The organism is Halobacillus sp. ABH2_015 (assembly GCF_056158945.1).
Map to the genome: position 1 here is coordinate 3,194,012 of NZ_JBSWUG010000002.1, position 25,700 is coordinate 3,219,711.

A 25,700-nucleotide genomic window follows, 5' to 3' on the forward strand; every position below is an offset into this window, starting at 1 on the left:
CATTACTGAATCAGAAGTTATTCTAAGATAATCTTTTTACACATTATGGATGGTATTTATGAACAGGAAGAAACAAAAAAAGACAGCCGGGACGTCCCCGGCTGTCTTCCTATTCATTATTCAAACGTAATCGCCCAGCTGCCTTTTCTCATGACGGCTTCGGTTGTACCGTCTTCAAGCACACCGTCGATATCCAGTTCCCCGGATCCCATCATGAAGTCCACGTGGGTGAGGCTGTGGTTGACACCATTCTGATCTAATTCTTCCTCATTCATGTCGGAACCGCCCTGCACGTTATTCGGATACGCTTTTCCAAGCGCAAGGTGACAAGATGCGTTTTCATCATAAAGGGTGTTATAGAAAATCAGTCCGGATTGAGAAATCGGTGACTCATGAGGCACGAGAGCGAGTTCACCAAGGTGACGGGAGCCTTCGTCCGTATCCAGCAGGTGTTGAAGGGTTTCGCTTCCTTCTTCCGCCGTAAAGTCCACCACTTTTCCTTCTTTGAAAGTGAGAGAGAAGTTATTGATGACGTTCCCACCGTAGTTCAACGGCTTCGTGCTCGCCACTTTCCCATCGACACCGTATTTGTGAGGAGCTGTGAAAACTTCCTCTGTCGGCATGTTCGGGTTAAATGAAATATCACCTTCTGCCGTTTTGGCCGGTCCGCCTTTCCAGACATGTCCTTTTGGAAGCGCCACTTCAAGATCAGTGCCCGGCGCTTTATAAATCAGCTTCTGATACTGTTTCTTATTCAAATATTCACGGGCGGTGATAAGCGTATCATTATGCTTTTTCCAAGCGTCCACCGGATCTTCCTGGTCCACACGGACGATGCTGAAAATCTGCTCCCACAATTTCTCCACAGCTGTATCTTCCTCTTCCCCTGGGAAAATCTTCTTCGCCCACTTTGGAAGAGGAATACTGATGATCGACCATTGGATCCGGTCATTCATCGTGTAGTTACGGAATGTGGACATCGCCTCTGAGCGTGCTTTAGCAGCAGAAGCTACTTTCCCAGCATCAATCCCTTTCAAAAGATCCGGGTCCGTGGAACGGATGGATAGGATGGCTGCTCCCTGCTCTGCAAAATACGTGTATTTTTCCTGCTGCCATTCCGGTACGTGGGAGAGTGTTTCCTGATCCGCGTGCTCATAAGCCATGCGTGTCAGCTCATCGTCTCCCCAGTTAATATGTACATCCTTGGCTCCCATTTCAAACGCTTTACGGGCGACAATACGAGTGAATTCCGCCCCTTCAATGGTGGAATTGATCATTAAAAGCTGATCGTTTTGAAGATTGACGCCTGTACGAAGCGCCAATTCTGCATATTTTTCGAGTTTATCCATACTTGGCATTTTCATCTGTCTACCTCCTATATTTAAACAGTGTATCCGTATTCATTATTCCACAAAAAAACGATGACTACAAAACATATGAAAGGAAGCGGGACAGGGTCGGATGGACCACTGCCCTGCATATATGAAAAAGAAGGCGCACGTTCTTTCAAGGTGCCATCCTTTTTCTCTGAACATTATTCAAGCCCTTCAACTATGAGGGAGAGCTCTTCCCAGCGTTCCATTTTCTGCTCCAGCTCCGCCTCCGCTTCTTCCTGTTGAGCGGTAAGCTCCCTGACCTTGTCATAATTGGAAGCCTCTTGAGCCAGCTGGTCATTTAACTCTTCGATCTTCTCTTCCAAAGCGGCAATATCGTCTTCAATGGTCTCCCATTCCTGTTTTTCCTTATAGGAAAGTTTCCGCTTACGGTTCCCTCTTCTCGTTTCCTCCTGGGCGGACGGCTGTTTATTTTCCTTCAAAACCGTCTGCTCCTCTTTGACAGCTTCCAGGTACTCGGAATAATTTCCATAGAAACGACGCAGTTTTCCACGCTGTTCAAACGCAAGCAGCTGGTTTACGACGCGGTCAAGGAAATAACGATCGTGGGAAACCGTAATGACGACACCGGGGAACTGCTCCAGATAGTCTTCCAAAACGCCAAGGGTTTCTGTATCCAAATCGTTCGTCGGCTCATCAAGAAACAAAACGTTCGGTTCACTCATCAGGACGCGCAGCAAATAAAGGCGCCGGCGTTCTCCACCGGAGAGCCTCTTAATGTAGGTCCACTGCTGCGGTCGTGGAAATAGGAAACGTTCGAGCATCTGCTCGGCGGTAATCTCTGTTCCGTCTTCAGTCCGAATGACTTCTGCCACTTCTTTAATGTATTCAATCACTTTCAAGCTTTCATCGAGCTCTCCGTGATCCTGTGTGTAATATCCGATCTTCACGGTTTGGCCTGTGTGAACATTTCCTGCGTCCGGTGTAATCCGTTCCGCCATAATATTCAGGAGGGTTGTTTTTCCAGATCCGTTGGGACCGATGATCCCAAGCCGCTCTCCGGGGACGACTAAGTAATCGACGTCCTCCAGCAGTTTATGGCCGCCGTAACTGTGGGTGACCCCCTGTAGTTCGATGACCTGATTCCCAAGCCTTGATGAGCCGATAGCCATATCAACATTTTCTTTTTTCGTGTGGAAGGTCTCTTCTTTCATCGCTTCCACCCGCTGAATACGCGCTTTCTGCTTTGTAGATCTCGCTTTCACTCCAGCTTTCAGCCAGGCAAGTTCCTTACGCATGGTATTTTTATGCTTTTGTTCAGCCTGCAGTTCCCACGCTTCGCGTTCAGCCTTTTTCTCAAGGAAGGTTTCATAGTTTCCCTCATACGTATACAGACTGCTTTGATCGAGTTCATAGATCAGGTTCGTTACTCTATTCAAGAAGTACCTGTCGTGCGTCACAACCATAAGAGCCCCTTTGTAGGAGGAAAGGTGCTCCTCCAGCCACTCGATCGTTTCATTATCCAAATGGTTGGTCGGTTCATCAAGCAGCAGAAGATCCGCCGGCTGAATAAGCGCCTTGGCGATGGCCACCCGCTTTTTCTGACCGCCCGACAACTCCGATACTTTTTTATCAAAGTACGTGACGCCGAGCTTGGAAAGGACGGTCTTGGCTACAGTGCTCGCTCCCCAGGCCCCTTTTTCATCCATTCTCTGCTGCAGGTCGAGCATCCGCTCCTGGACGCCGGTGTCCTCCGGATTTTCAGCAAGTTCCAGCATGACCTGCTCGTACCTGCGCATCAGCACCATAATTTCAGCTTCCCCGTCATAAATATGTTCCAGAACCGTCTGGCTTTGGTTGAATTCAGGGTCCTGTGGCAGATACTCCACTGTGAAATCCTTCGCATGATCCATATCGCCCTGATCCCCTGTTTCCATACCGGCCAGAATTTTCAGCAGGGTCGATTTTCCGGTCCCGTTCACACCGATCAAGCCGATTCTCTGCTGGCTGGATATCGTAAAGGATAGGTCATCAAATAAATCTTTATCTCCATAACTTTTACTCAGTTGATTGACTGATACTACACTCATTACGCTCATTCCTTTAATAAGAATCTGCTCCCATCATATCACACCGGCCGCTTCTGCTGTGGAGGACAGGGTCTGGGAGGGAAGAAAAAAGCTGTCGACAGGGCATCGCCCGTCCACAGCTTTTGTATCAATTTATGCGTCTTCCTTCTCAGAGGACTGGTCTCTTCTCCAGTATTCCATTCCGTCTACACCAGGCAGGTGATCCTGATAAAAGACAGGGTCTTTCCCAGCTTTTTTCTGTTTCACATAGTCATTGAGAGCTGCATAGGCCACCGATGACAACCGGAAAATGGCATACAGGTTGATTAAGGCCATGATTCCCATCGTTAGATCCGCCAGTGACCAGACAAGGTCAAATTCAGCGACAGCACCGAACATAACCATAGCCAATACCGCAAGACGATAGATGAAAATGGTGCTTTTACTCGTTTTAATAAATTCGATGTTCGTTTCTCCATAATAATAGTTTCCAACAATCGAACTAAAGGCAAATAGAAGAATGGCAATAGCGATAAATACCGCTGCCCATGATCCAAGCTGGGATTCGAAAGCTTCCTGAGTCAGCTGGATGCCATCAAGGGAGGTGTTTTCATAACCCCCGGCAAACAAGATGATGACAGCTGTAGCACTACAGATAAGCAGCGTATCCGTGAACACACCAAGGGTCTGAATCAGTCCCTGCTTGACCGGGTGGGTCACTTCTGACGTAGCCGCTGCGTTCGGCGCACTACCCATACCGGCTTCGTTGGAAAACAGGCCGCGCTTAATTCCAATCAGAATCATACCGCCGAAGGTTCCACCAGCGATTTCACGGAAGCCGAACGCCCCTGCGAAAATCTGGCCGATCATTTCCGGTACTTGAGCAATATTGCCGAACAGGACGTAGGTGGCAAGAATGATATAGAAGATCGCCATTATCGGAATGATGTACTGCGTCACCTGGGCGATACGCTTGAGTCCACCAAAGATAATTAAAGCTACGAAAACAGTCAGGATGGCCCCCATCAGCCATTTATCAACATCAAAGGAGTTTTCAAAGGCAAGCCTGATCGTATTGGACTGCACAGAACTGAATACAAGACCGTATGTAAAAGTGATGGTAACGGCAAAGACAATCCCCAGCGTCCGGTTTTTTAATCCTTTTTCAATATAATAAGCCGGTCCGCCTCGGTATTGGTTTTTATCCGGAACCTTATAGACCTGGGCCAGGGTGCTTTCGATAAAGCTTGAAGCTCCTCCGAGGATAGCTACAATCCACATCCAGAAGACCGCACCAGGTCCTCCGACAGTAATAGCCGCAGCGACACCTGCCAGGTTTCCTGTACCGACACGGGATGCCGTACTAATAGCGAAGGCCTGGAAAGGAGAAGTTCCTTTCTTTCCTTCTGCCGAGATCGCCCGTTTATCGAACAAGACACGGAACATCTCGGGTATGTAACGAAACTGTGCGAATTTCAGACGTATTGAAAACCATAAGCCCACACCCAGTAAGGCGGCGACAAGAATGGTCCCCCACATCCAGTCATTCAAAAAGGATAAGACTTCCTGCACACTGATCACTCCTATAAAATGTAAATGTTTTCCTGTTTTAACACACGTATTCCCTTATCATAAAGGAAAAAAACATGAATAAGTTCAACTTTTTTATTTTATCATACAATTGGATTTCACCACTACTGCCTTTCCGATGAAAGGATCCCCTCCCGCAGCAGGATATTTCTGTTTCGAAAGTCCGGTATCTTTCAGGAGCCGCCGAAGTTATGGATATGCGGGTATTAAAAAACCAGGAGAAGCGCTGCCTCTCCTGGTCTAGTATTAGGAATTCCTTAGCCACGGAAGACTCGTGCCGAATTTCTCAGCGAGTTCCTTGGATTCCTTCCGACGGCTTTTCCGGTGCTCATGACGCTTCTGGGCGTGATCATGAAGCCACTGTTCTTCCTCTGTCTCCGGGTACACCGGCGGTACTGGTGTCGGGTCATTGTTTTCATCAACAGCCACCATGGATAGAAATGCGGTAGTGCATACTTTCCGTTCTCCTGTCAGCAGGTTTTCTGTCGTTGCTTTCACGAATACTTCCATGGATGTATTATGCGCCCATGTCACAAAGGCTTCAAGGCAGATCGTATCGCCTTCAAATACCGGCTGAAGAAAGTCGACAGAGTCAGTGGAAGCGGTGACCACCGGTTTGCGGCAGTGCCGGACGGCAGCTATTGCAGCCACGTCATCAATGTAAGCCATCAGTTTTCCACCGAAAAGGGTTCCGTGGGTATTCGTATCCGGAGGAAGTACATGTGAATTTTTAACGGTCAGTGAATCTATACAAGGTTTTGCATCCATATCTTTTTCCTCACCTTCATGTGGAATCGTTCTCTGAGATACATTATATCATGTTAGAGAAGCTCGTCTTTCCTTTGAAAACGGATTTCAAAAACGGCTCCTGGTTGATCATCGCGGTTATAGGCCTTGATGGTCCCTCCGCTCCTCTCGATGATAGCCCGGGCGATAGCAAGACCGAGTCCCGTTTCCCCTTCTTTCCCTTTGATGAACCGCTCAAACATCTGCGGGAGAAGTGCCTCTGGAATCCCTGTGCCATCATCTTTGATTTTGACGTGCATCTGTTCGGCTTGCGTTTCGATTTCTACAGTTACATGATGGGTTCCGTGACGGACAGCATTACTTAATATGTTGATGACTGCTTGGAGTATACGCTCTCGATCTACAAACGAATAAAACGAATCGCCGCCTTTCAAGTCAATGGTCATATCCTTATCGTTCGCAAGCGGAATGAGTCTGTCTTTCGCTTGTATGACTACATCAGTGATGTTTGTCTGTTCAGGATGGTAGACATCTTCACTGCTGTCGAGCTTAGCAAGCAGAATCATTTCATTGACGATCTTTTTCAGCCGTTCCGTTTCACTGACCATGACGTTCAATCCTTTTTCCGCCGCTTCTCCCTGGAAAATACCGTCCCGTATTCCTTCTGCATAGCCTTGAATCGACATGAGAGGTGTTTTCAGCTCATGGGAGGCATTCTGGAAAAACTGTTTCTGGGAATGGATGTAACGCGCAAGCTCCGCAGCCATGTGCCGGACGCTCTGCTCGACTTCTTTGATCTCCCCGGAAGCCTGGACCTGTTTAACATCATCGAACCGTCGTTTCTCGATTTTTTTCACTTCCTGCTTCAGCTTCGTCAACGGTGTAACGAGCCTCCACGTTAAAATGTAGCTGACAATCAAGGCGAGAAGGAGGCCGATCAGAAAGACCATGATCATCCGGATCGCAAATACGGACTGGACCGCCTGGAGATCATTCAGCGGGGTCGCCATCACAAGAATCTGACTGTTTCCAGCATTGACCGGGAAATCATAGACCACATACTTCTCCCCTTCACTCTCCCACACTTCCTCCCCTTCCAATTCTCCCTCATACCGCTCCATCCAGGAAGCAGCAATAGCGGCCGGCATCGTGCGGAACAGGATTTCTCCATTGTCGCTGTCGAACAATAAAATGGGATAATTGCGGTCCTGAATCAACTGGGATAACTCCGGGGTACGGTCTTCATCCTGGTCATTAATCAAATCAATTAAGAGCTCCGCCCTGCCTTTCAACTGGCGCTGTTCATCCTGAATAAGCATATCCATTAATAAGGAATAAACGAAAAAAGCTGTAATAGACATAACGATGATGATTAACGCAGTGAAGGCTGCATTCAATTGATAGAGCAGCTTCATGAGGACTGATCCCTCAACCTGTAGCCATGACCCCAAACGGTTTCAATCGGCAGTTCCTTCATCTTCTTCCGCAGTCGTTTGACCAGATCATCGACGGCTCTGTCGCTGCCGTAATAATCATCGCCCCATACTTTAATAAGAAGCTCTTCTCTTGAGAACGCCCGGTTTTCCTGGGAAGCCAGAATGCGGAGCATTTCAAACTCCTTTGTCGTGACTTCCACTTCCATTCCCTTGAAATAGGCCCGCCTTTCGGCTTCACTCAGTTCAAGCTCGCCGGCCTTGATCACATCGAGCCTTTCTTCTGAAAGAGGCTTCATGGCTTCCCACCGCTTCAAGTGTCGTTTCACCCTCGCGACCAGTTCCCGAGGACTGAAGGGTTTCGTCAAATAATCGTCACCACCGAGCTCAAGGCCGAGAATTTTATCGATTTCGTCATCTTTGGCAGAAATGATGATAATCGGAACTTCTGAAGTCAGTCGGATTTTCTTGCAGAATTCATACCCATCCATGCCTGGCAGCATGATATCCAGCACCCAGAGGTCCGGAGACGACGCTTCGAATATTCCCCAGGCCTCTTCTGCCGTTTCCACGCTGATCACTTGATAGCCTTCTTTCTTTAAGTAGGCTTCTACTATATCCCTGATGTTTGGATCATCTTCCACCAATCCAATAAGTCGGTTCATCACGTTTCCTCCTGGTTTTTTCTTTTATTCTCTCACATTTTCAGAACTTCCTCTTCCATTACACACTTTTTACACATTTTCTCCAAAGTCATTCCATAAGTCATGCCTATAATAAGAATTGTCAGAGGGAAACACCAAAGACATTCCAGCAGATCTTCACGAAAGGGGCAGCCGTTACTCTATGTTGGATGATGATAAGAATGTAAGCAGAAAGCAGTATAAACGTTCGGGGATGGCCTTCAGCGTCCTCGGTGCCATTATCGCTGTTTTTATCGTAACGACGGTCTTTCAATGGAAAGGAATTTCTATTGAAATCAACACCGAAGAGCCGACAGCACAGGCTGATGAAGTGAATATCGGACAGAACGAAGAAGATGTCACTCAAGCAGTGAATGAGGTTTCTCCGGCAGTCGTTGGTATAAGCAACATTCAAAGTTCAGCTCAGGGAACACAACAGGCCGGCACAGGTTCCGGGGTCATTTACAAAGAAGAAGGTGATCAGGCATTTGTCGTCACCAACCATCATGTTATTGAGAATGCTTCAGCCCTTGAGGTCATCCTTAGTGATGGGACCAAAGCAGAAGCCGAATTAAAAGGCAGCGACCCATTGACAGACCTGGCCGTTTTACAAATAGATAGCGAACATGTCGAGAAAGTTGCCGATTTAGGGAATGCCGGTGACGTAGAGATCGGCCAGACAGCCATAGCCATCGGCAACCCACTGGGCATGGAATTCGCAGGGTCGGCCACTAAAGGAATCATCAGTGGATTGAACCGGAATATTCCGGTGGACATCAATGGTGACGACCAGGCCGACTGGCAGACCGAAGTCATACAAACAGATGCAGCCATTAACCCGGGCAACAGTGGTGGTGCGCTGATTAACCTACAAGGTGAAGTCATTGGTATCAATTCTATGAAGATCGCCCAGGCCGAAGTCGAAGGCATTGGCTTTTCGATTCCTATGGACGCCGCCAAACCTGTCATTGAAGACTTAGAGACCAACGGGGAAGTACAGCGCCCCTATATGGGTGTTTCCCTGCAGGATGTAAGCCAGATTCCAAATCCTGTTCTGGAAAGCGAACTGGGTTTACCAACTGATATCACCCACGGCGTCCTTGTCCAGGGCGTCGAGCAAGGTTCCCCTGCTCAAAAAGCAGGACTGGAACGCTACGATGTCATCACCGCCATCGACGGGAATAAAGTAGACTCGCTCATCCGTCTACGGCAGTATCTCTACAGCCAAGCACAGAACGGAGATAATGTAGAGCTTGAAGTGTATCGGGACGGGACCCCAACCACCGTCCAGCTCACACTGACCTCTCAGTAAGTATTGAACAGATATGAAGAATACGGATACGAACAGAAAACACGGAACAGTCAGGCCTTGTTCATCGGAACCCAACCCCTATGCCGGTGAGCAGGCACGGCCGTTTCAGCAGCCAGCCAAAGTAAAGTGGAGCCTCTGCTTCCGAAAAAGACTAACCTCCTTTTTCAGAACAGAGGCAGGTACAGAAACGACAGGCCGGCCGGTGTCACCAAACAGCTGAGATCCCCCCCTCCTATCCTGTTTGTTTGATGCCTGCCGCTCCGTCCTTTCTATGATCGAAGTAAAACCAAATCAACCTCTCTCAAAAAAACCCTGCACACGGTGTGCAGGGGTTTTTTTCAGATATAAAGGAGAAGAAGCATCGTGTTTTTCAAGCACCATTAGAAAACCATCAAAAATCTTATAGTGAACATGCTCTTTCCCGTCTATGATTTTTCCATACGAAGGGAGATAACCTTATCTTGATTAAAAGCCCGATGCCCACCTCGTCATGTATGGAGCTCACAAGGAACGTTCGGTGGTGACGCCTGCGGGAACAGCACGAGCTGAAGATCCACTTGGTCAAGTAATCTTCTTGACCAAGTCAGCTGAGGCCGTGCCCGCGGCAAGCATCCATCGATAAGCGGAACGTGACCATTCATAAGACATATGGGGATCTCCAAATCCTATATTTACAGTCCAAAAACCCCTGCCTATGACAGGCAGGGGTTTTTACGTTATAAGATCGGCGACAGCAGCCGGGAGATCGCTTCTTTGAAACGGATCCACGTTGACCTTGATTGATAAAGCGGCAGAGTGAGCTCAGTCGAATCTACGATATCTTCATGAAAACGGTCAGACAGCTCTTTCGCTGCATCCGGATGATAAAGAAAGGCATTGACTTCAAAATTGAGCCGGAAGCTGCGTACATCGATATTGGCCGTTCCGACGGAAGCGATAGTATCGTCCACGACAATCGTCTTGGCATGAAGGAATCCTTTCTGGTAAATATAAACCGTTGCCCCGGCCTTCAGCATGTCGCCGATATTGGAATAAGTCGCCCAGTAAACAAAAGGGTGATCCGGCTTATTCGGAATCATAATCCGAACATCGACACCTGAAAGAACAGCTACACGGAGAGCATCAAGAAGACTGTCATCGGGAATGAAATACGGTGTCTGGATATACACATGTTTTTTTGCAGACAGAATCATCTTCAGATAACCATGTTTGATCTGTTCCCATTCAGAATCCGGTCCACTTGAAACAATCTGCATCGCGACGTCGCCCTTTGGCTCCGCTTTGTAATAACGCTCTTCATATACGATGTCTCTGCGGGAGGCATGGTTCCAATCGAGAATGAAACGCGTCTGCATATTGTTCACCGCATCCCCCTCGACACGGAGATGAGTATCGCGCCAGTAGCCGAACCGCTTATTAAAGCCAAGGTATTCATCCCCAATATTAAAACCACCGGTATAACCGATCTTCCCATCAATGATTGCCAGTTTCCTATGGTTACGGTAGTTGATCTTCAAATTGACCTTCGGAATAAAGGAAGGAAAAAACGACTCCACCTGAATGCCGGCCTGCTTCATCTTCTTCAGGTAGCCCCGCTTCAAAAGACGTGATCCCATATCATCATAAAGAAGCTTTACTTCAAGACCGGCTTTCGCCTTTCGAATCAACGCATCTGCGAGCCGCTGTCCAAGGTTATCATCCCGGAGAATGTAATACAGCAGATGGATATGATTTTCCGCCTGTTCAATATCTTCAAGAAGAGCCTGGAATTTCTTCTGCCCATCCGTAAAGATCTGCACAGCATTGTTCTGGGAAAGAAGGGCATCGTTGTTTTTCAGATGCATGTATATCAGATCCTCATAAGGAATAATGTCTTTATGCTGAACTTCCAGATGTCCTTCCTTAATGGCCGTCAACTGCTCCTGGACAGCCGTAAGAAGACCGAGACGGCTCTTTTTATCCCACGTGAAGATTTCTTTCCGGTTGAGTCGCCTCCCGAAAATCAAGTACAGCAGGAATCCGGCAATAGGAATGAATAAGAGCACCATCAGCCACGCCCACGTCGCACTGGCATCTCTTCGTTCGAGGAAGATGATCGCCAAAGCGAGCAGGACGTTTAAGCCAAGAATAATACTTAATAAAATTGGAAATATATCGATCATGTAGACACCTGCCTTTTAATGAACACCATTTCTCTCAATATATCATATTCTCTACCTCACAAAGGTTGGGAATGGAATGAAATCATGTAAAAAATACCATAAAAAAAGACAGGCGCTTCACCTTATGCCTGTCTCGTACCCATCTATCCTTGATGTTCCAAAAGAATTCCTGCTTCTTTAAGAGCCTGTTCTGCTTCATCCAGCGCTTCCCTGCTCTCTGCAGCAATCGTATGCGTATGAATGCCGCCCGTAAGCTCCAATAAAAAGGGAGCATTGGTGGAACGGACTTTTTCAATGAACTTCTTTACATCGCGGCGGTTTGCGACTTGAAGTCGTGCGGTCAAATCCCCGTATACCGGGTGTTCGACGACGACGTCCCGGACGTGGACACCATGATCCACCAGGATATTCAATTCATTTTCTGTCTCGCTTCCTTCGTGCCGACAGACAATGGTCCGCTGATAAGCCAGATCTTCTTTAGCCTCTGACATATACATGTAGCCCTGACTGGTAGCCACAATCGGTTCGTTCCCCGCTTTCAACAGGGAAACGTCACCGACAATCACCTGCCTCGTTACATTCATTTCTTCAGCTAGAGCACTTCCCGTAATCGGCATCCCCCGCTGCTTCAACAGGGTGAGGATGTACTCCCGCCGTTCATTTGCTTTCATTTTTTTAGAAGATTGACTCATAGACATGACCCCTTCGTGCAAAATACGTATCCTTATCTTACCATACAGAAATAGTGTTCAGGAAGCTTGACAGAGCCTCATCCCTGCTCAAGTGTCCACCCTGACAAATTCCACTTTTCAATGGAGAAGGTGCTCTCCCCAAGTGAAGTAAACAATATATGCTCTTCTTCCGGCTGAGGGAAGATCCGCGAGGTGAACACTTCCTCGCCCCCGTTCACGAAAATTTCCAGGCTGGATGTATCCGCAAAGATACGTAAGCTTTCCAATGGCCGTTCAAGACGGACTCTCCGGAATTCCGTTTTGGAATGCTCATCCAGACGCGGACGCGATAAAGTAAGAATGCCTTTTCTATAGCTGAGGGAGGCATATTGGTAGAATTCCAGCGCAAACTGATCCCCGAGCTTTTCAAATTCAAGGTTAAGCTCTATGGACCGCCCTTCTACTCCTCTCACAGCTTTCTGATCATTTTCAATTGTGATGGACGAATGCAGAAGGACCGGCCCTCTCATTTCCTGCAGTTCCTCCACCGGGGACTGAATCAACTGTCCATCCCTCCATGTCAATTCCCGCGGAAGGGTCAGGGCATGGATCCAATGGTTATCGACCGTTGGGTGATCCTCCTCCCATTGATCAGGCACTCCCATCCATCCGACAAGGAGGCGTCTTCCATGCTCATCCTCCATCGTCTGCGGCGCATAAAATTCAAATCCTCGGTCCAGTTCCTTGAAGGCGCCATGATCGAAGGTCCCTGCCTCATAATCCAAACTGCCGGTGAAAAATCCACTCTGATAAGTGTTGGCATAATCCATCCCATCCGGGTCAAGCCCCTGTGGAGAAACAATCAATACATCCCGGCCGTTCAAATGAAAGAAATCCGGGCATTCCCACATATAACCGAACGCTTGCAGCGGCCCTTGGAAACTCCCTGCGGCAGGTCCGATAAACTCCCAGTTTTCCAGGTCCTGTGATTGATATAACAACACCTGCCCCTGCTTGGCTTCCGTCTGTGCCCCGACAACCATGTACCACTTTCCTTCATGATGCCATACTTTAGGATCCCGGAAATGACTGGTATACCCTTCGGGACGCTCCACGACGACACCTTTTTTCGTGAAGGTCACCCCGTCACTCGAAACAGCCAGGCACTGATACTCCTCTTCAGGGTCTCCATCACCATCTATATTTCCTGTATAGAAAAGATGCAGCTGATCATCCGATACAACAGCACTCCCAGAGAATGCCCCGTCCTTATCAAACCATTCGGACGGCGTAAGCGCAGGCTTTTGCTCCGTCCAGTGGATAAGATCCCTGGATGTCCGATGTCCCCAGAATTTGGCGCCGTGGCCTGTATGGAAAGGCATCCACTGATAAAACAAGTGGTAGGTGCCGTTCCACTGGATCCATCCATTCGGATCATTCATCAATCCTGCTGCAGGCATATGGTGGTACGTGAGGCGGTAAGGATCCCCTTCCACACTCTCTTTGTTTTTACGTACTTCTGCTTCTACAAGTTCTCTCAGTTCCTCGTCCCGCTCCGTCAATGTCATCCCCCTCTATGTATAAATACGTCCTATCACCTGATTCTTTCCACCTATTATATAGCGTTTTCTATCTATTTTCCATTCATATCCCAGCAGATGAATACGAGCCGACAGCCATGCTGCTCCACGCAGATTGCTTTGTTTCTTCAAATCTTCTGCATAAAAAAGAAAAAAGCCTAAAACACCAGGGTATTTTAGGCTTTTCCTATTACTTCGTCGTTAAGACAGCCACTGTAGACTGACCAGCTTCTGCATGATCACTGTACGATGGTTCAAAAGAGTCGATGATATCGTCATAGTTGGTAATGATGACAGGAGTAATGGTGCTTTTCGCTTTTTCTTTAACCAGATCCATATCAAATGTGATCAAATGGTCTCCAGCTTTCACCTGATCTCCAGCTTTCACGTGACCTTCGAAACCTTCTCCTTCCATTGATACGGTTTCAAGACCGATGTGGACAAGGACTTCAACACCGGACTTCGTTTTGATCCCTACGGCATGGTTGGTTGGGAACAGTTGAACGATTTCTCCGGATACAGGACTGACCACTTTTCCATCTGCAGGTTCAATGGCAACACCATCCCCCATCATACGCTGGCTGAATACAGGGTCGTCCACTTCATCAAGAGCGACAACTTTCCCGCTGACAGGAGCAGTCAGCTGCTCTTCTTCATTTTTTTTACCGAATAATTTTTTAAACATACGGCACCGTCCTTTATGTTTTTATAAATGTTAAAGCTAGTTTCACGGTTGTTCATGAAGCTACTTTTACTTTTACTTTTCCCTGCACCGGAAAGGATAAACGCCGAACAAAACAAAAAAGCCGGACAGGTGTCACGGCTTTGACGCGTTCATCAATCTTCCGAGAGGGACTGATATAAATCATACCAAATATCGTCGACGGCTTCGAGTCCGACGGATATACGGATAAGCGATTCGTGAATGCCCATGGCGTTCCGCTGCTCTTCAGGAACGACCGCATGAGTCATGGAAGCGGGATGCTGGATCAATGTTTCGGCATCTCCAAGGCTGACCGCAATCTTAATGAGGTTCAACCGGTTGATGAATTGTTCCGCTTCTTCCCGTCCTCCGTTCAATTCAAATGCGATGACTCCCCCTCCGGCCTTCATTTGATTCTGTACAATCGCGGACTGCCTGTCATCCTCAAAGCCCGGATAATGCACGTGCTTCACTCTCGGATGACGAATCAGACGAGCCGCTATTTCAGACGCATTCGCACTATGGCGATCCATGCGGAGGTGCATCGTTTTCATTCCTCTGATCAACAGCCACGCATCAAATGGAGATAAGATACCGCCGATGTCCTTCTGCTGGGAAGAAGCAAGCTTCTCCATAAACGACCGGCTCCCTACGACGACACCGGCTACGACATCCCCGTGTCCTCCTATATATTTCGTTGCACTATGAACAACAACGTCGCATCCAAGTTCGAGCGGTCTTTGAAGATAAGGCGTGCAGAACGTATTATCAACGACAACCGGGATGCGGGACAAAGAGGCTGTCCGTGACACCATCTCCAAATCTATGACTTTCATCGTTGGATTAATCGGCGTTTCCACGAAAATACAGGCCGTCCGGTCCGTTATCGTCTGCTTCAGATCCTCCTCTGTCTCCATAGAACAGAAGTCATGAGTAATCCCATACTTCTCTTCCATCATCTTGAGCAGCCCGTACGTACACCCATACAGACCATTGGAACAGACAATATGGTCACCGGCTTTTGTAAGCGCAATAAGGACGGCCGAAACAGCCGCCATCCCAGATGCAAAGGCAAGTCCCTTCCCGCCACCTTCCAAAGCAGCCATTCGTTCTTCAAACTGGGCGACGGTTGGGTTGCCGAGCCTGGAATAAATATAGCCCTCCTCCTCACCGGCAAACCTGCGCGCCCCTTCCTGAGCAGAAGCAAATGAAAATGTAGAAGTTTGATAGATCGGGGTGGTCAGGCTCCCTGTTTCATTATGTCCAGCCTGCTCATTGTGAATCATCTTTGTTTCCATATGTGTCTTTTTCATAACCCTTCCCCTTCCCTTTTCTGTAAGCGTTTACATTAATAGTTTATCAAAAAAGGAGGGAAAAGGCTCCCCCCTTACCTACTATATTCATCACAGAGACTCTTGTTCTTCCACATCGTCTCCGTCCTTAAGTTCATTGAAATGTTCATGAAAGAGCCGCTCCAGCCACTCAAAATCAACTTCTTTAATCCCTTCTGCAAGTGGCAGCGGTTCTCTTCTGTAACCATACGGTTATCCACGTAATGAAGCAGTTCGAAAATAAAGGCCCTTTCCGGATCGATAACGTCGTCAAGAGCAATGGTGTACCCTTTTGATTTCAACTCACGGCACACCTGGATCATCTCGAAACTGAATGACACTTCATCAAGGATCTCAACGACCAATTCTTCAGGGGCGAAGTATTCCGGTATTTTTTAAAACAACAGGTCCTCCATGAAATTAATAAAGCAGGGCTTATCATTGGACAACCGATCCAGTCCGATTGTAACGAAACTGTTCATCAGCACGTCCGATGCTGCCTTGTTCTCATCCATGGGCACAAACTTGTTCTCCTCCCTACTCCGGTATAGAAGCTCATACGTCATCCACCGTCAAAATCGGCTGCCGTGCCACACATACTTCCATCCTGTTTATCACTTCCATCTGATTCCATATACCCACTGGTTATACTACAAAAGTTTCCATACAGGGATCAGGTAGAAGCCTGCAGCCTCATTATGTCATGCGATTGTCGAAAACTTATACTTTTTCCAGATACATGATTTGGTAAGGAAAGGAAACACTGTAAGAAAAGCATCTCTCAGGAGGGTTTCTATGACACATTATGAACAGTGGACACAACCTGAACCACTATGGAGAGAAGATACATCCTTGTCTTCCTATGAACCGTTAAAAGAAGATACATCTGCGGAAGTCGCTGTCATCGGAGGTGGTATGACCGGAATAACGACGGCTTATCTGCTCGCTAAAACCGGGAGAAAAGTCATTCTTCTGGAAGCGGACCGATTGATCAACGGCACCTCCGGACATACAACAGCCAAAGTAACGGCCCAGCACGGATTAATCTATCACGAGTTGATTAAACACTTTGGTGAGGAGTCCGCCTCCCTTTATTACCAGGCACAGACAAAGGCTCTCCAAACGATGAAAGAATGGGTCGATAAGTACAATATCGCTTGCGACTGGGCGGAAGAAGACGCTTTTTTATTCGCAACCACCTCTAAAGGAGCATTGAAACTGGACAAGGAGTACGAAGCCTATCAGACGCTGGACATTCCCGGTGGTACAGGTCATACGCTCCCTTTCAGCATGGATGCTGAAAAGACACTCCGCATGAGAAACCAGGCCCGGTTCCACCCTGTGAAATATCTGAAAGCCATCGCTGAGGAATTTGTGAGACTTGGAGGAGAAATTTACGAACAGACGAAAGCGGTTGACGTTACTGAAAAAGACCGCCTTGAAATTAAAACCGGCGGCGGGTCCGTCGTGGCCTGCGAGAAAATGGTCTCCTGCAGCCATTTCCCTTTTTATGATGGAAAAGGCCTGTACTTTTCCCGCATGTATGCGGAAAGATCCTACGTGATCGCTGTCGAACCTGAGCGTGAAGTTCCTGCGGGCATGTACCTGTCCATCGACGAACCGAAACGTTCGATCCGCACGGCTGAGTACAACGGAAAGAATGTTCTGATCATCGGTGGAGAAAGTCATAAGACCGGTCAGGGGATCGATACAAGCTTCCACTACCGGGCGCTGGAGGAGTTTGCTGCCGTGACGTTCGGCATCAGGAAGAAGCTCTTCCAATGGTCTGCCCAGGATTTGACGACGCTCGATAAGGTTCCTTATATCGGACCGATCACCCGGAAAAACGACCGGATTTTTATTGCGACCGGTTTCCGAAAATGGGGCATGACCAATGGAACACTCGCTGCCCAGCTGATTACCGATTATGTATGCGGGGAAACCTCCTTGTTCCACGAGCTTTTCAAACCATCCCGTTTCAAGTCAGATCCAAGTATGAAGCAGTTCATTTCCCAGAACTTCGATGTAGCCGCCCACCTGGTGGAAGGAAAAGTCGAACTGGTGGAAGATAAACCGAACCGTTTAAAGAAAGGGGAAGGAATGGTTGTCCAGTGGAAAGGACAGAGGGCAGGTGCATTCAGGGATGAGGAGGGACAGCTTCACGTCCTGGATACCACCTGTACCCACCTTGGATGTGAAGTCGAATGGAACAGTGCGGAACATTCCTGGGACTGCCCGTGTCATGGGTCCCGCTTTTCCTATGATGGTTCTGTCATGGAAGGACCAGCCGATCAGCCGCTTCTGAGAATAGCAATCGACAACCATGCGGAACTCCCGTTTCAAAACCTTGGTGATGCAGACCGGCCGCAGGACACGCCGTAATCAATAACAAACGTTTTACCGCTTGTAGAGAAACCATGTGTTTATCTACAAGCTTTTCTCATGCTTCCAGATCACCGCCATTGGTCAGCCGCCCGTATCTTCCGGAGAGGCCATTGGCCGGCCTGTACTTTTTGATCATCTCAGAACCGTTCCTCTTCATAGGTGGCCCTGAAGCGCACCCTTTTCGATTTCAAGGGAAAAGGAGGCACTTCAGGCCTTTTCTTTCCATTCTGTTCTGCAAATGGTGCTATAATGATTCGGACGTACATCGAACAGTTTTTTATGGAAAGGAGGACAGAGATGGAAAATGATCAAAAACTAGGAATCATCTATACATCCGGAGCTTATATTCTATGGGGCATTCTTCCGATTTACTGGAAATGGATTCAGGAAATTTCCGCCTTTGAGATTCTTGCCCACCGCATCGTCTGGTCGTTTGTTTTTATGACGCTGATCATTTTGGTTCTTCAAAAACAGCAGGCGTTTTTCAAAGAATGCCGACGGATTTTAAAGAATAAGCGGCAGATGATCGGAATGACACTGGCATCTGTGACCATCAGTATCAACTGGGTGACCTACATACTTGCTGTCAATACCAACCACGTGGTTGAAGCCAGCCTCGGCTATTACATTAATCCGCTGGTCAGCATTCTGCTCGGCATGATTTTCCTTCAGGAACGCTTCTCGAAAGCCCAGTGGCTCGCTTTCGCTCTCGCTGGAACAGGCGTCCTTTATATGACACTAAAGTTCGGCTCCGTCCCCTGGCTTGCCCTGCTCTTGGCCTTCAGCTTCGGAACATACGGCCTGCTTAAAAAACTGGTGCCGTTGAACGCCATGTTTGGGTTGACCATTGAAACGTTCATCGTTACACCAGCTGCGCTTTTCTTCCTGCTCCAGCAGCTAAGCGGGCAGGGGGCATCCGTAGAATGGGGATTGCTCACAGCACTCCTTGTCTTCGGCGCCGGAGTCGTGACCGCTGTACCGTTACTTTTATTCTCAGCGGGGGCCAAACGGATTCCGCTTTCCATGGTGGGTTTTTTACAGTATTTCGCGCCAACGATTATGCTGTTCATCGGTGTATTCCTCTACGACGAACCATTCACATCGGTGCATGGCGTCGCCTTTACATTCATCTGGGCAGGACTTGCCGTCTATACGATGGCCCGCATGAAGCGCATGAAGAAATACGAACCGAAAGTCACATAAAAAGGTGTTCTCTTAGAGAGAACACCTTTCACCTTGTAGAGGAGCTTCTGTTTCTTTACAAGCTTTTTTCTTTCCTGCCGCCCGGAGCGGAAGCCCCTTCCCTTTCCGCGGACGAGCCCGCGAGCCGAAGACCCACTTGGTCCAATGGTTTTCTTGACCAAGTCAGCGGAGGCCGTGCCCGCGACAGGCATCCACCGATAAGCGGAACGTGCCCCCCTCAACATGACATGCGGACAACTCTAACTGGATAGGACGAACTTTTTCTACCAGCGCAGATGGGCAGCAGCATCTTTCCCTGACAAATAGGCACTTTCAAAACGGGTCCGGCCGGCTGTATCATTCGGGCGGAGGAACGCGTCTCCTCCGAGGATGAGTCTGCCGTCTCCATTCACATCAAGACAGGACTCCTTCACAACTTTCTTCGCCTGGGCATACCTCCACCGCTTCAACTGCTCCGACTCCAGGTCGTCCCATGGAAGATAGTTCTCCGCCTTTTCTTTCACCAGAGACATGACATAATCTTCACCGTAGTATTTTCTGGACCAGTCTGCTGTCATGTAGACACTGACGATCACATCTTCGGAAATTCCTTTTTTACTATGATCGACAATCCGTTCCACACCTTCAGGAAGGTCTTGATCCAAATGGCCGTGCTCAGGAAGTTCTGTAGGCTTGTTGAATTCAAACAATCCCACATACGTTGGCTCAAACAGGATCCCTTTCAATTGTTTTCTCACAGGTTCAGGCATGCTCATGGTACTGTTTCTGAAGAGCTCCAGAACCTGGGGCACAGGCATCGTCAAATACAGACTGTCCGTCTGCCATTCAGAACCGTCTGCACTGTAGACCCTGTATCCCCCGTCATTTTCTAATAATTTCTCGATCTTTGTTTCCAATAAAGTGGGGATACCCTCAGCAAGCTGCTTGGCAAAAGCATTCATTCCGTCTACAGCCGTGTACCGCGGGTGGTCGTCACCGAACCATTCCTTTACCCATCCGGCCTCCACCCAGTGCTGGACTTCTTCTTCAAGTTCTTCTGTACGGACCGTGAAAAACTGGGCCCCGTGGTCCGCTCTGCCGCCCGCAATCCGGCGGGTGGCGAGGCGTCCCCCGACACTTTTCCCTTTATCGACAAGCATGATATTTGTACGTCCCTGCTTCATCAAACGGCGCGCGGCTGTTATTCCTGCAAGGCCTGCACCGATAATCGTCACTTCATAATGTTCCATCCTTGACCCTCCCCTTCTCTTGGGCTTCCTTTGCAGAAAACCCCATTCATCCTATATTTTTTCGACTTCAAGAACTTCATCAAGAATCGGATAAACCGCCTCGACTCCTTCTTCTGCCACCAAACAGGCGACACCGAGAGGCGTTTCCCAGAAAGTCTCAGGAATGGCCGGATTCTTCAAGCCGGCCGGCTGATACAACGAACGGTAAATCCGGTTCAAGTGATCCCTCGTTTCTTCTGCTTCCCTCGGTTTTTCTCCACGGGCGACCAAAAAGACCCAGCGCATCGACTGAAAAAGATTATCGCCCGGCATAAACGTGTATTCTTTAAAAAACTTCAATTGTTTTTCAGCTTTTTCTGTCAGACCTGTTTCCACAGCAAGATCGTCAAGATGGCCATGCAGATGGCGGTACACCATTTGGAAGATTCTTCTTTTTTCGTCCTGCATCACTTTATCTGTATAAATTTCCTGCAGCTTTTCGAAAGCTGATGTTTTCGACCATTCCATCTTCTCATCACCTCTCTTAACCATTTCGCCTTCAAAGGAAGTTAATCCTTCCTGAAACCGAAGGAGGAAGCTTCCCCTTCCACCGATTGATAAAAAAGAGGGAAATCCTTGGTGTCTTCTTTCAAATGCCGTCCCATATGAGGCATCAGCTTATTCCACGCCATAGGGTTGGCGGCGATGGTTTGAAACAATGCCATTTCGTTGTCTGTCCACTTCCGGAGCGATTGAATATAATCCAATGTCAGCTGAAATCCCGGCAGCAGCTGTTCATCCCTTCGACTCTGAAAACGATCCAGGGCTGTTTTCCAATCCACCCCTTCATCCATCTGCTGAAAAGCATCGGCCAGCAGAAAGGACTGTAGAAACGCATCATTGATTCCAAGCCCCGTACTTGGATCTTTACTGTGACCAGCATCTCCAAGGAGGACCCAGCCCTCTCCATAAGCATTCCTGAAAAAGTTCGGCATTCCGGGGGTTCCGATAATCTTTCCCTGCAGAACTGCCCCTTCCATCCTTTTCTTCATTCCGTAAAATTGATTAAACGTTTGTTCAAATGTATCCTGCGGCGCTTTCATCATGTCCGTAAATTCCCCAGGGTGGATTTCAATACCGAGACAATCCCGGTTTTCCTCCATTGGAAATACAAAGCCGATTCGTCCTTCATGCAGGAAAATCTCCGTTACAGGTTCGCTTAACGGCTCCACGCCTGTGTAATAACCGTATAAGACCGGACGGAGAGGCTTCGTTTCCCGATACTTCTCTGCTTCCGTCCAGGCAGCGATGTTCGAGTTCTTTCCATCCGCTCCGGCCACCCACGCTGCACAGGCCTCCCACGCTTCCCCTTCTGTTTCAAGGTGAAGCCCGGCAACGCGCCCGTCCTCCCTGATCAAACCTCTTGCTGACGTACGCGGCATAAAAGTGACGGAACTCAACGCCTCGGCCTGCTCGATCAGAAGAGGGTCCAGGACATCTCGTTTAGGTATAATCGTATAATCCGCTCTCGGTCCTTCTATAAAACTTTGGCCGATATACGTCCGCATCCGGCTCACTTTTCTCAAACCGGTCTTCTCCAGTTTATGAAGGATGCCCAGTTCCTCAAGGAAGCGGGTATGGGACATAAAGTGAGTAGACAGTGTGTCACTCGGAAACGCGGCTTTATCGATCAACAGGACACGCTTCCCCATTTTCCCGAGCAGGACAGCCAGACTTGCCCCAGCTGCCCGGGCTCCTGTAATGATCACGTCATATGTATGATTCATTCCGGTCCTTCCTTTCTTTCTCAACCTGTGTCCCATCATAATCGGTTTCACGCAAAAAAACTACAGCCACAGGAAAACAAGCATAGGAAGCCATAAAAAAATCCCCTGGACGGGGATTTTTTAAAAGGTACGCTCTTCTTCAACTTCGTGATTCTGGTCAAGGATGTACAAGCGGCTCGGTTTGTTCTGTTTCGCGATTTCTTCCGCTTTTTCTACAGCTGTATCACGCTCATCAAATAAATCTGTCGGAGCTACGTCCTCAATTTTTACGAACCATCCGGTTACATCTTTATTTGGTACTACACTATATTCCTTCATGAAAACATCTCCTTCAACATAGACTTAATTATCCATTCCCGCCCTATTATAGATTTAAACACCCTTGTTTCAAGCTGGGAATTGACAAGAGAGCTGGACCCCTTTATAATTTCAAACAAGTCAGATAAATTAAATATTGAAAACTCTTATCGTGAGCGGCAGAGGGACTAGGCCCTGAGACGCCCGGCAACCTTCAAGGAAAACTTGAAAAGGTGCTACATCCTACAGATCAGATGATCTGAAAGATAAGGGGAGGTAAGCATACATAAAAGCCCTCTTCTTACTTACAGAAGAGGGTTTTTCTTTTTCCCTCTACACCGAGGATCAGGATGTCCTGGAAATCATAAGGAGGAATGAAACAATGACCAATTCAAATCATGTATACGGTGATGAAACACAGCTGCTTCACGGTGGACAGGAAGCTGATCCAGCAACAGGATCGCGTGCTGTTCCCATCTATCAGACAACGTCATATGTATTTAATGATACCGATCATGCCCAGAACCTATTCGCCCTGGCCGAACCAGGGAACATCTATTCCAGAATCACAAACCCGACGGTCGATGTATTTGAGCAGCGTGTTGCCCTTCTGGAAGACGGTGCCGCTGCTGTCGCTACAGCTTCCGGGATGGCGGCAATCACGATGGCCGTCCTGAACGTTGCCGGAGCCGGAGATACCATCCTCACTTCCTCCAACTTGTACGGAGGTACGTATAACTTATTCGTCCACACCCTTCCCCGCTATGGTGTGAACGTTGTTTTCGTAGATGGGAACGATCCTAATGCCTTTGAGGAAGCTGTTACACCTGAAACGAAAGCGATTTTTGCTGAAACCATCGGGAACCCAAGCCTGAATGTGCTGGACTTTGAAGCGGTAGCGGATATTGCCCACGCCCATCACATTCCCTTGATTGTCGACAACACCTTCGCCACCCCTTATGTATGCAAACCGATCGCCTGGGGAGCCGATATCGTTGTCCACTCCGCAACGAAGTGGATCGGGGGCCATGGTACAGCTATCGGCGGTATTGTCGTAGACAGCGGGCGTTTTGACTGGAATCACGAAAAATTCCCGGGTTTTACTGAGCCTGATGAAAGCTACAACGGCATCCGCTTCGGTATTGATGCTGGACCTGCCGGCTATGCGGTTAAGCTCCGTGTTCAGATTTTGAGAGATATCGGCGCCTGCCTGAGCCCCCAGAACGCCTTCCTGCTCCTGCAGGGACTTGAAACGCTTCACCTGAGAATCGAAAAGCATGCAGAACAGGCCTATGAGATTGCTGCATACCTGCAGAATCATGAAGGGGTGGATTGGGTGAATTACCCTGGACTGCAGGATCACCCTACTCATGACCTTGCCCGAAAGTATTTGAAAGGCGGAGCCGGATCCATGGTTGTCTTCGGAATCAAAGGGGGACGCGAAGCCGGTCGTAAATTGATCGATCACTCCACACTCTGGTCCCACGTAGCTAATGTGGGTGATGCGAAATCATTGATCATCCATCCGGCATCCACCACCCATCAGCAGTTGAATGAGGAGAACTTGAAAAAGTCCGGTGTTTCCGAAGAACTTGTCCGCTTGTCGGTTGGTCTGGAATCTGTGACTGATCTTATACAGGACTTGGATCAAGCCATAGAAAAGGCCAATGGATACAGCCGCCCTTATAAGGAACAGCCTCATCCAGCGGAGACCGTTCTCCGTTCCTCTCTCGACCGGTCCAATGGGAACATCCGCCGGAAAACGATCGGCGTCATTCCTGATCAGCCGGGAGGCCTGCAGGAGGAAGCCTCCAAGTTGGAGCGGTTCGGTTTTGATGTGACTACTTTTTCAAAGGTGGAAGACATTCTGGAACAGAACGATCCAGCTTTCGATATTCTTTACTTTGAAACCCTTGGAGAAAACCAAACGGATCTGGCCCAGTCGGCGAATCCATCGGTCATCTGGTCCAAAACTGCTTCTTCCCTGAAAAATGAACAAATCCTATCCGGTGCGAGCCTTTACGAGACGATCGTTTCGATCCGCTCAGGACACCACTTATCTCAAACACTCGTCACTGTATAATGGCCAGAAAGGAGAATGAAAGCATGTCTTTAAAAAACCCCGCCAGCCAGACAGCAGCTTTGGAAACGATTGAACTGGGACCCTTCCATTTCGAATCCGGCGGACGGCTGGAATCTGTCGAACTGGCTTACGAACGCACCGGCCCGTCTCATGCTCCCGTCATTGTCGTCTGCCACGCTTTAACCGGGAACCAGGCAGCTGTGGGTACGGAAGAGCAGCCCGGCTGGTGGGCAGGATTAATCGGGGAGGGGGAGCCAATCGACACCTCCCTGTTCCAAGTGATTACTTTCAATGTTCTGGGAGGTTGTCACGGGTCTACAGGTCCCGCCAGTATGAATCCGGATACAGGCAGACCATTCCGTCAGCATTTCCCTAAAGTGACCATCCGGGATATGGTCCGTGCCCAGTATGAGGCTTTAAAAAAGATGGGCATTCATCAGGTCAAAGCTGTTGCGGGAGGATCGCTTGGAGGTATGCAGGCGTATGAGTGGGGGCTCCTCTACCCTGACTTTATGGAGAAGCTGCTGATTATGGCTGCCACCCCCTACTTAAGTGATTACGGCATCGCCTTCAATCATATCGGGGCGAAAGCCATTAAAAACGATCCTTTTTTCCAAGACGGGAACTACACGACGAATGAGTCCCTGCAGGGGTTTGAAATTGCGCGGATGACCGGCATGGTGACTTACAGAAGCCCTGCTCTTTTTGAAAAAAGGTTTGACCGGTCCAATGGAGGAGACACTTATGAAATTCAGTCCTACCTGGATTATCAGGGAGATAAAATCAAAGAACGGTTTGACGCGAACAGCTACTTGTACCTGCTTGATGCAATGAATAACCATGACATCGGGAGAAACCGGGGAGGATGGAAAGCGGCCGCCGCTCAGTATAAAGCAGACTTGATCACGTTCAGTTTTGAACACGACCTGCTGTATCCAGAAGAGCTGATTTCCGCTTTTTCATCGGCGGCACCGAAGGCCGTCCACAGGCATATCCCTACGGATTATGGTCACGACGGCTTTCTCGTTGAATTCGAACAATGGGGCCGTTTCATCAAAGATGAGCTGAATGAGGACTAGAAAACATAAAAAAGACGGGTAGACGAACACGATGTTCATCTAC

At 48.4% G+C, this 25,700-nt stretch carries 23 protein-coding genes and 1 riboswitch; of the genes, 5 read left to right on the top strand and 18 right to left on the bottom strand.

From position 1 onward, the window contains the following. Positions 1–116: 116 nt before the first annotated feature. The 6 genes from ACXAD6_RS16610 to ACXAD6_RS16635 form a co-directional block, all read right to left on the bottom strand. Entirely contained in the window at positions 117–1,364 is a 1,248-nt protein-coding gene (locus tag ACXAD6_RS16610; protein WP_474969831.1) for an aminopeptidase, read from the bottom strand. Between the two features lie 170 nt (positions 1,365–1,534). Continuing rightward, positions 1,535–3,424: an ABC-F family ATP-binding cassette domain-containing protein gene (locus ACXAD6_RS16615; RefSeq protein ID WP_474969832.1), complete on the bottom strand. Its 1,890-nt coding sequence runs from the start codon at positions 3,422–3,424 to the stop codon at positions 1,535–1,537. Between the two features lie 132 nt (positions 3,425–3,556). Beyond that, positions 3,557–4,942, bottom strand: coding sequence for an alanine/glycine:cation symporter family protein (locus ACXAD6_RS16620; protein WP_474970449.1), 1,386 nt, complete (start codon positions 4,940–4,942; stop codon positions 3,557–3,559). A gap of 297 nt (positions 4,943–5,239) precedes the next feature. Further along, positions 5,240–5,761 carry an acyl-CoA thioesterase gene (locus ACXAD6_RS16625; protein ID WP_027953351.1) on the bottom strand — a complete coding sequence of 174 codons (522 nt, stop codon included), beginning with the start codon at positions 5,759–5,761 and terminating at the stop codon, positions 5,240–5,242. Positions 5,762–5,814: 53 nt separating this feature from the next. Then, on the bottom strand, positions 5,815–7,155 hold the full coding sequence (locus ACXAD6_RS16630; protein WP_474969833.1) for a sensor histidine kinase: 1,341 nt from the start codon (positions 7,153–7,155) through the stop codon (positions 5,815–5,817). Then, positions 7,152–7,838, bottom strand: coding sequence for a response regulator transcription factor (locus ACXAD6_RS16635; protein ID WP_474969834.1), 687 nt, complete (start codon positions 7,836–7,838; stop codon positions 7,152–7,154). The genes ACXAD6_RS16630 and ACXAD6_RS16635 overlap by 4 nt, the downstream gene beginning before the upstream one ends. Positions 7,839–7,956: 118 nt before the next feature. On the opposite strand from ACXAD6_RS16635, the gene ACXAD6_RS16640 reads away from it, so the two are divergent. Continuing rightward, positions 7,957–9,168: a S1C family serine protease gene (locus tag ACXAD6_RS16640; RefSeq protein WP_474969835.1), complete on the top strand. Its 1,212-nt coding sequence runs from the start codon at positions 7,957–7,959 to the stop codon at positions 9,166–9,168. Between the two features lie 716 nt (positions 9,169–9,884). Here ACXAD6_RS16640 and cls read toward each other — a convergent pair. The 8 genes from cls to ACXAD6_RS16680 form a co-directional block, all read right to left on the bottom strand. Further along, a complete protein-coding gene (gene cls / locus ACXAD6_RS16645; protein WP_474970450.1) occupies positions 9,885–11,327 on the bottom strand; it encodes a cardiolipin synthase in 1,443 nt (480 codons plus the stop codon). A 146-nt stretch (positions 11,328–11,473) separates the two neighbouring features. Next, positions 11,474–12,022 carry a 3H domain-containing protein gene (locus ACXAD6_RS16650; RefSeq protein ID WP_474969836.1) on the bottom strand — a complete coding sequence of 183 codons (549 nt, stop codon included), beginning with the start codon at positions 12,020–12,022 and terminating at the stop codon, positions 11,474–11,476. A gap of 77 nt (positions 12,023–12,099) precedes the next feature. After that, a complete protein-coding gene (locus ACXAD6_RS16655; RefSeq protein WP_474969837.1) occupies positions 12,100–13,569 on the bottom strand; it encodes a glycoside hydrolase family 32 protein in 1,470 nt (489 codons plus the stop codon). A gap of 6 nt (positions 13,570–13,575) precedes the next feature. Next, complete coding sequence (locus ACXAD6_RS16660; RefSeq protein ID WP_474969838.1) at positions 13,576–13,713, bottom strand: hypothetical protein; 138 nt, start codon at positions 13,711–13,713, stop codon at positions 13,576–13,578. Between the two features lie 58 nt (positions 13,714–13,771). Next, entirely contained in the window at positions 13,772–14,266 is a 495-nt protein-coding gene (locus tag ACXAD6_RS16665; RefSeq protein ID WP_281658899.1) for a PTS sugar transporter subunit IIA, read from the bottom strand. Between the two features lie 152 nt (positions 14,267–14,418). Beyond that, positions 14,419–15,597 carry a methionine gamma-lyase gene (gene megL, locus ACXAD6_RS16670; protein ID WP_474969839.1) on the bottom strand — a complete coding sequence of 393 codons (1,179 nt, stop codon included), beginning with the start codon at positions 15,595–15,597 and terminating at the stop codon, positions 14,419–14,421. A 74-nt stretch (positions 15,598–15,671) separates the two neighbouring features. Then, the gene (locus ACXAD6_RS16675; RefSeq protein ID WP_474969840.1) at positions 15,672–15,980 is read right to left on the bottom strand and encodes a hypothetical protein; all 309 of its coding nucleotides are present in this window, start codon (positions 15,978–15,980) and stop codon (positions 15,672–15,674) included. 30 nt (positions 15,981–16,010) lie between these two features. Beyond that, entirely contained in the window at positions 16,011–16,136 is a 126-nt protein-coding gene (locus tag ACXAD6_RS16680; RefSeq protein ID WP_474969841.1) for a hypothetical protein, read from the bottom strand. A 274-nt stretch (positions 16,137–16,410) separates the two neighbouring features. On the opposite strand from ACXAD6_RS16680, the gene ACXAD6_RS16685 reads away from it, so the two are divergent. Further along, positions 16,411–17,997 (top strand): FAD-dependent oxidoreductase, encoded by a 1,587-nt coding sequence (locus tag ACXAD6_RS16685; protein ID WP_474969842.1) that lies wholly within the window; start codon positions 16,411–16,413, stop codon positions 17,995–17,997. 300 nt (positions 17,998–18,297) lie between these two features. Next, positions 18,298–19,203, top strand: coding sequence for an EamA family transporter RarD (gene rarD, locus ACXAD6_RS16690; protein ID WP_474969843.1), 906 nt, complete (start codon positions 18,298–18,300; stop codon positions 19,201–19,203). Between the two features lie 263 nt (positions 19,204–19,466). Here rarD and ACXAD6_RS16695 read toward each other — a convergent pair whose 3' ends face one another. The 4 genes from ACXAD6_RS16695 to ACXAD6_RS16710 form a co-directional block, all read right to left on the bottom strand. Beyond that, a complete protein-coding gene (locus ACXAD6_RS16695; RefSeq protein WP_474969844.1) occupies positions 19,467–20,432 on the bottom strand; it encodes an NAD(P)/FAD-dependent oxidoreductase in 966 nt (321 codons plus the stop codon). Between the two features lie 51 nt (positions 20,433–20,483). Next, a complete protein-coding gene (locus tag ACXAD6_RS16700) occupies positions 20,484–20,939 on the bottom strand; it encodes a hypothetical protein (RefSeq protein ID WP_474969845.1) in 456 nt (151 codons plus the stop codon). A 41-nt stretch (positions 20,940–20,980) separates the two neighbouring features. Continuing rightward, positions 20,981–22,198, bottom strand: coding sequence for an FAD-dependent monooxygenase (locus ACXAD6_RS16705; RefSeq protein ID WP_474969846.1), 1,218 nt, complete (start codon positions 22,196–22,198; stop codon positions 20,981–20,983). A 120-nt stretch (positions 22,199–22,318) separates the two neighbouring features. Then, positions 22,319–22,516, bottom strand: coding sequence for a DUF2188 domain-containing protein (locus ACXAD6_RS16710; RefSeq protein WP_027953364.1), 198 nt, complete (start codon positions 22,514–22,516; stop codon positions 22,319–22,321). Positions 22,517–22,659: 143 nt separating this feature from the next. Then, a riboswitch (SAM riboswitch) is annotated at positions 22,660–22,768 on the top strand. A 109-nt stretch (positions 22,769–22,877) separates the two neighbouring features. Between ACXAD6_RS16710 and ACXAD6_RS16715 the strand changes: the two genes are divergently transcribed. Both ACXAD6_RS16715 and metX read left to right on the top strand, forming a co-directional pair. Continuing rightward, entirely contained in the window at positions 22,878–24,578 is a 1,701-nt protein-coding gene (locus ACXAD6_RS16715; RefSeq protein WP_474969847.1) for an O-acetylhomoserine aminocarboxypropyltransferase/cysteine synthase family protein, read from the top strand. A 23-nt stretch (positions 24,579–24,601) separates the two neighbouring features. After that, entirely contained in the window at positions 24,602–25,657 is a 1,056-nt protein-coding gene (gene metX, locus ACXAD6_RS16720; RefSeq protein WP_474969848.1) for a homoserine O-acetyltransferase MetX, read from the top strand. The last annotated feature ends 43 nt before the right edge of the window (positions 25,658–25,700 follow it).